The sequence below is a fragment of the Saccharomonospora iraqiensis subsp. iraqiensis genome, assembly GCF_000430445.1.
Taxonomy (GTDB): domain Bacteria; phylum Actinomycetota; class Actinomycetes; order Mycobacteriales; family Pseudonocardiaceae; genus Saccharomonospora; species Saccharomonospora iraqiensis.
Window position 1 is genome coordinate 16,149 of record NZ_KE387092.1, and the last position, 6,767, is coordinate 22,915.

The window sequence follows — 6,767 nt, forward strand, 5'->3', positions numbered from 1 at the left end:
GCCGGTGCCGCGCGACTACCGGCGTGCGCGCACCGTCGCGGACCCGGCCGGGTTGCTGGCCCGGCGCCTGGCGGACTACCGGGCCGTCGTGCACCGGGTCGGTGCGGACGAGGTGGCCGGGACGATCCGGCGGTGTCTGGCCGACCGGGGTGTGTCCACGATGGCGGTTCCCGCCGACGTGGACCCGGCGTGGTGCGCGGACGGGGTGCGCTGGCTGCCCGACGCGCCGCCGGAGGCGGCACTGTCCGTGGCCGAGCTGGACCGGGTCGACGGGGTGTTGACCGGGTGCGCGGTGGCGATCGCCGACACGGGCACCCTCGTGCTGGACACCGGGCCGGGGCAGGGCAGGCGGATGCTCACGCTGGTGCCGGACTACCACCTGTGCGTCATCCCGGCCGGACGCATCGCGGCAGGCGTTCCCGACGCGCTGGCGCGGCTGGACCCGGCACGCCCGCTGACCTTCGTCAGCGGCCCCTCGGCGACCAGCGACATCGAACTCGACCGCGTGGAGGGTGTCCACGGCCCCCGCACCCTGGAGGTGCTGGTGGCCGACGACCCGTGACCGCGGTCACCGGGCCGCCCATGGCGCGGGCCCGTCGGTCGCCTCACGCGTAGATGTCGGCCGGGGTCACCAGGGACAGCGTCGGGTCCCCGGCCGCGTGCCGGACCAGTCGATCGGTGAATCCCGCGCGGGAGCAGAGCACCCGACGCGGCCGGTCGACGACCCTGTCGACGAACGGTGTCAGGCTGTCCAGCAGGTTGAGCTCGGCGAAATCGACCGCTGACGTGGTCCACTTGCACATACCGAGCACGCGGGTGTTGTTGTCCCCGTCCACACCGACGATGTCTATCTCGCGTTCGGTCGTGCGACGATCCCGCCCCGTCGGCACCGGTCCCCACCAGCGGCCGACGGAGCTCACCTCGGGCGAGTTCAGCAGCACGTGCTCCCGGCAGACGTCTTCCCATACTCCCGACGTGTGATGATCGAGCTGAGGGAGCACCGTGTCCTGCACGTAGGCGGCGGCGAGGGCGTTCGTCCGCAACTGGGAACGCGCGGCTTCGACGAAGCGGTAGTGGAAGCGGAGGAACTGGTCGCGGATCCGATAGGTGACCTTCTTGCTACGGGGGGACGCGGTGACCGGGCGTTGACTCTCGACGAGACCCAACCGTTCGAGGGTGCCGAGCAGCTTGGTGATATGGGCCGGCTCGAGCCCGGTACGGGCACTCATGGTGCTGTTGCGGTTGTGGCCGTGGGCGATCGCGCGGAGCACGGCGGTGTGATTGGCCGGGTCACCGATCGACTGTCTCAGCATGAGTTCGGCCTCGTCGTGCAGGAGGCCGCCGCGCTCGAACACCTCGGTCAGCAGATGCTCACCGAGCGGCCGGTCATCGGTGAACCGTGCCAGGTAGTACGGGATGCCACCACACACGGAATACGCCCGTACCCGGTCCTCGGCGGTGTAGCCGGGGTGGAAGAGTGCCGCGTCGCGCGCCAGGAACGGTTCCACCTTGAGCTGTCCGGTCCGCCTCCCGTACAGACGTCCGGCGAGCACCTCGTCCTCGAAGAAGGAGATCTCGCTCCCGGCGAGGACCAGGACGAGTGGCAGCGTCCGGCCTGTCGTTCGCCACCAGCGGCTGAGCACACTCTCCAGTTCGGGTGCCTGCTGCGCCAGCAGCTGGAACTCGTCGAAGACCACGAGTGTGCGCTGGTCGCCCACGAAGCGGGCGATCGCGGCCAGCGCCGCCTCCCAGCTGGTCAGTGGTTGGCTCTTCAACAGCTCGTCTCCGGAGACCCGGGCGAGCTCGTCGGTGAGGTCGTGCAGTTGTTCCTGTCTGACGGTGTCCGTCGCTTCCACGAACAGCGCCCGCGTGCCGTCCGCGAAGTGGGTCAGCAGCTCGGTCTTGCCGACGCGCCGACGCCCGTAGACCACGAGGAGCTCTGCGGACTCGCCCCGGAGACGCCGGTCGAGTAGCTCCAGTTCGTCCGCCCGGTTGAGGAACTGCACATCGGTATCGTACATCGAAATTGCCGACGCAGGATTATCCTGCACAGGATTATCCGCCGACGGCAATTTCGATGTGGGACCACGCCCACGGGACCACCCCGGTCGGTCGAGGTCGGCCGGGCCGGTCGTGTCCGGGGGAGAGTGCCGGGGTCACCCGCGGTGCGGGTCCTTGTGCGGGAGGTCGTCGGCCCCGCCGCCCGCTCCGGCCTCGGCCAGCTCGGCGAGGGCCTGCGCCCGCCGCAGGCGCAGCACGGTCTCCCGCAACGCGAGGTTCACCGTCTCCTCCGCGGTGTTCGTGCCGAGTAGTTCGGACGCCTCGCTGAGCGCGTCGTCGTCGATGTCGAAGGAAACGTTGGACATGGCACGTTCCTACACGACTCCGATGCCGCACGGTTCGCCCCATCGGGTCGGGTCGTCGGTCGTGCGGTCGGTGTCCGGTCAGGAGTCGAACGCCTCGTCGGCCGGCGCGGGCCTGCCGAAGTGGAAGCCCTGGGCCCGATCGCAGCCGAGGTCGCGCAGCACCCGCACCTGACGCTCGTTCTCCGCGCCCTCGGCGACCACCGTGAGCCCCATCGAATGCGCCATCCGCACGATGCCCGTGATGATGGCCTCCGCGTCGCTGTCCGTCGGGCCGTCGAGGCCCGCGACGAATGAGCGGTCGATCTTGAGCGTGTCCAGCGGCAGCTTCCACAGCTGGGCCAGCGACGAATAGCCGGTGCCGAAGTCGTCGATGGCCAGCCGGACCCCCAGCCCGCGCAGGGCCGTCAGCACCTCGGCCGCGGCGGACGGCTCGCGCATCAGCGCGCTCTCGGTGATCTCCAGACACAGCTCGCCCGCCGGCAGGCCGGTGGTGCGCAGGGCGTCGTCCACGGCCGCCACCAGCGACTCGTCGTCGAGCTGACGTGCGGAGAGGTTCACCGCGAGCCGGGTGCGGGACGTGCCGTGCAGCCGTCGCCGGGCCAGCTCCCCGGTGGCCGTGCGCAGCATGTGGCCGCCGATGAGCGTGATCAGGTCGCTCTCCTCGGCCAGCGGGATGAACTCGCCGGGGGAGATGAGCCCGTGAACCGGGTGCTGCCAGCGCAACAGGCCCTCCACGGCCACCCGGCGGTAGGTGCGCAGGTCCACGATCGGCTGGTAGGCGACCCAGAGCTGGCCCTGCGGCACCGCGTCGCGCAGGTCCTGCTCCAGCCGGAGCTGCCGTTGCACCCGCTCCCGCAGTTCGACGTCGAAGAACTCGTACCGGCCCCGGCCCCGGGTCTTCGCCTGGTACATCGCGACGTCGGCGTCGCGCAGCAGGTCCTCGGGGCAGCGCCCGTCGTCACCGGTCGCGGTGACGATGCCGATGCTGGCGTCGACGCGCAGCCTGCGGCCGTCGACCGTGATCGGTTCGGTGAGCGCGCGGCGCAGCGAATCGACCAGCGCACGGACCTGCCCGCAGTGCTGCACACCGGGGGTCACGACGGCGAACTCGTCCCCGCCCAGCCTGCCGACGACGTCCCGGTCCCGCACGTGGCGGCGGAGGCGGTCGCCGACGATACGCAGGACGCGGTCGCCGACCCCGTGCCCGAGCGAGTCGTTGATGACCTTGAACTTGTCCAGATCGATGAACAGCACGCAGGTCATGTCCTCCGGCCCGGTGCCGCGGAGGGCGGAGGCGAGACCGCGCAGCACGAGCGCCCGGTTGGCGAGCCCGGTCAGCGAGTCGTGGGTCGCGTCGTGCGCCAGACGTCGCCCGATCGCGCGGCGCTCGGTGATGTCGCCGAACGAGACGACCACGGCGTGCGGGGCGGGGCCCTGCGGATCCAGCGCGCGGCAGCTCAGCGACAGCCACACCCAGCGCCCGTCCGGCCTGCGCGCACGCACGACCCGGCCGTCGACGGGCCTGCCGGTGTGCCGGGTCACCGCGGCCGGGTTCTCGCTCGTCGGGATCCGCGTCCCGGACTCGTCGTGCAGCGGGAACAACGCGGGCGAACAGCCGATCATCGCGTCGACCGGGAGCCCGAGAATGCGCCCGGCCGCCGGGTTGGCGGTCTCGACCAGCCCGGTCGGGGCGAGGACCACGACGCCCTCGTCCAGGGCGGCGACCACGGTCCGGTACCGGCGTTGCGCCTGGCGGCGGGCCGTCTCGTCCGCGCACACCAGGACGTAGCCGTCGTCCATCTCGGCGGCCGAGACCCGCACCGTCACCGCGGTGCCGTCGCACCGCCGGTGTTCGGTCTCGGTCACGCCGCCCTCGGCGACGATCGTGGCCGGGTCGGGGCCCCCGCCCACCAGGTCGAGGACGTGCCTGCCCACGGCGGTCTCCGCCGGATGCCCGTACACCGTCCCGGCGGCGGGATTCCAGCTGCGCACCACACCGCCGGAGTCCGTGGCGATGATCGCGTCGCTCACGTGCGAGACCAGCGCGGCCTCGTACCGCAGGGTCGACTCCACCGACCGCGCCCGGGTGACGTCGCGCAGGGTGACCTGGTACGCCGGACGACCCCGCCAGGTGGTGCGCACCGCGGTGGACTCGACGACCGTGGTGCCTCCGTCGGCCCGGACCAGCCTCACCCGGACCGGGCCGGTCGTCGCACCCGGCCGGTCGAGCGTGTCGATCCGGCGCAGCATCTCCGGGACGGCGTCGGTGGTGACGAACTCGGTGATGTGCCTGCCCGCCAGCGCACCGGGGTCGTTCGCACCCACCAGGGCGGCGGTCGCCGGATTGGCGTAGAGCAGCGTCGTTCCGTCGTGGACACAGATGCCGTGCGGGTGGGACTCGACCAGCCGCCGGTAGCCCTCGCCCGGGTCGCCGGGCCATGGGGCACCCCGGACCTCGGCGACGTCGGTCTCCGCGGGATCCCCGGTCACGTCGGTCGCGATGCCGACCAGTCGCCCGGGGTCGGGATGCGGGGTCCCGGCTTCCGGACCGGCCTCGGTGTGCTCGTCACCGGTGGCCGGCGGGCGGTGGACACGCGCGAGGAACCGCAGGCGGCGCGACGATCCGTCGAATGTGGTGTGCCGTTGTTCGAGATCGAGAATCTCCCACGCCGGGGAATTGCGGGCGGCGGCGGTCAACGGGCCGATCAGTTCGCGCAGTCGCGCGCCGATATCGTCCTCGTCCGCGGTGGGGACGCCCAGAACCTCCGGGAGATCCGCATTCCAGGTGATCTCACCAGTGCCCAGATCGGCGGACCACGTCGCCCCCACACCACCGGTCGATGCGAGATCGACGAGATCGTCCCGGTCCGGACCGAACCAGTGGGGTACCTCGTCGCGTGTATGCGCCTCCATGTCGAAGTCCATCCGCCGCTCGTCTCCGGGCACGATCACGATATGAAATCACCACTGGGCAAGACGAGGGAAATCGTGCCGCACGTGCCGCGCCGGTTTCTCTTCCACACCGACCCGCGGTCGTCAGACTAGGCGGTGTCGACGCTTTTCGCCCGGGTCGGTGGTCCGAACCGCCGATTCCGGTGACGGGAGGAGGGTCGTGCCGGAGGCCGACGAAACCACCACTCGCCCGACGGTGTGAGCGACGAACCGCCGGGGAGGACAGCGCGAGCGGTGGGTGGGGTGCCGGTGCGCTGAGGGGGCCGGGCCGGATTCGCACGTGACGGGGAGGTCGGGGTGGTGTTCAGTGGTCCCTGGACATGAGCACTGTTCTCGATGGAGGAACACCGATGACCGACGCGCGTCGCTACCGCCGACCCGGGAAGCTCGATGCGGGACTCAACCTCGTCGTCCGGTCGCTGACCGGTCTGGGCGTGAGCCTGTGGGGCACGCGGATCCTGTCCGTGCGGGGGCGGCGTTCCGGACAGTGGCGGTCCACGCCGGTGAACCTGCTGACCCTGGACGGTGCGGACTACCTCGTCTCCCCCCGTGGGCACACCCAGTGGGTCCGCAACCTCCGCGCCGCCGGGGACGGACAGCTCCGGGTGGGGCGGCGTGTCCGGCGCTTCCGCGCGGTCGAGCTGCCCGACGACGAGAAGGTGGAGATCCTGCGCGCCTACCTGGCCCGGTGGGGGTGGGAGGTCGGCCGGTTCTTCGACGGGGTCGACGCGCACTCCGACACGGCGGACCTCCGCGCGGCCGCCCCGGGTTGCCCGGTCTTCCGGGTGGTCACGCCGCCGTGAGACGTGCTTCGCATCGCAGCACTGTCACGGGCGGACCGTGCGGGTCCGACCCCGGAAGGTCGACCGGTGCCCGCCCCCGGCACCGGTGTGCTGGTGTGGTCCCGCCGAGGTCAGTGCCGGGACGCGTGCTCCTGCGCGGCCGGCTCCACGGCCAGGTCGAACAGTTCGGGCGCGTCGGTGGTCACCGCGTCGGTGACCTCGTTGATGCTCGGATTGACCAGCACACGGTCACCGATGAACACCGTGGGAACGGTCTCGTCGCCGTCGGTCGCCGCACGCACCCGGGCCGCCGCCTCCGAGTCCTCCCAGATGTTGATCTCCCGCACGGGGAGTCCGGTATTGCGCAGGCGGCCCCGCAGGATGGCGCAGAACGGGCACCCCGGCCGCCAGTAGAACTCGATCTCGTTGATAGCCACAGTTTCCTCCCTCTTCCGACACCGTAACCGGGCGCGGGCCGGGCGTGCCGCCCGCCCTTGAGCGACCCTGTGCCCATGGATTTCGACGCGGTGGCCGACGAGTTGTACGGCACCGATCGGGCGGGATTCGTCTCCCTGCGCGGGCGGCGTGCGGCCGAGGCGCGCGCCGCGGGCGAGCGTGACCTGGCACGACGGATCTCCCGGCTGCGCAAGCCGACCACGGCCGCCGC

General features: G+C 71.6%; 6 protein-coding genes. 2 read left to right on the forward strand and 4 right to left on the reverse strand.

Features of this window, described 5'->3' with window-relative positions; all coding sequences use genetic code 11:
• A partial coding sequence (locus ACTIR_RS23165; protein ID WP_052583869.1) for a LutC/YkgG family protein occupies positions 1–562 on the forward strand: 562 nt, incomplete at its 5' end.
• Positions 563–605: 43 nt separating this feature from the next.
• Here ACTIR_RS23165 and ACTIR_RS0112980 read toward each other — a convergent pair.
• From ACTIR_RS0112980 to ACTIR_RS0112990, 3 genes are all read right to left on the reverse strand, one after another.
• Positions 606–2,006: an ATP-binding protein gene (locus tag ACTIR_RS0112980; protein WP_026454611.1), complete on the reverse strand. Its 1,401-nt coding sequence runs from the start codon at positions 2,004–2,006 to the stop codon at positions 606–608.
• 150 nt (positions 2,007–2,156) lie between these two features.
• Positions 2,157–2,366, reverse strand: a complete 210-nt coding sequence (locus ACTIR_RS0112985) for a type II toxin-antitoxin system VapB family antitoxin (protein WP_026454612.1) — start codon at positions 2,364–2,366, stop codon at positions 2,157–2,159.
• 78 nt (positions 2,367–2,444) lie between these two features.
• Positions 2,445–5,291, reverse strand: a complete 2,847-nt coding sequence (locus ACTIR_RS0112990; RefSeq protein ID WP_084789494.1) for a sensor domain-containing protein — start codon at positions 5,289–5,291, stop codon at positions 2,445–2,447.
• A 377-nt stretch (positions 5,292–5,668) separates the two neighbouring features.
• Between ACTIR_RS0112990 and ACTIR_RS0112995 the strand changes: the two genes are divergently transcribed.
• Positions 5,669–6,121 (forward strand): nitroreductase family deazaflavin-dependent oxidoreductase, encoded by a 453-nt coding sequence (locus tag ACTIR_RS0112995; RefSeq protein ID WP_026454614.1) that lies wholly within the window; start codon positions 5,669–5,671, stop codon positions 6,119–6,121.
• 110 nt (positions 6,122–6,231) lie between these two features.
• On the opposite strand, the gene ACTIR_RS0113000 is transcribed toward ACTIR_RS0112995, so the two are convergent.
• Entirely contained in the window at positions 6,232–6,537 is a 306-nt protein-coding gene (locus tag ACTIR_RS0113000) for a glutaredoxin family protein (RefSeq protein WP_026454615.1), read from the reverse strand.
• Between the last annotated feature and the right edge of the window lie 230 nt (positions 6,538–6,767).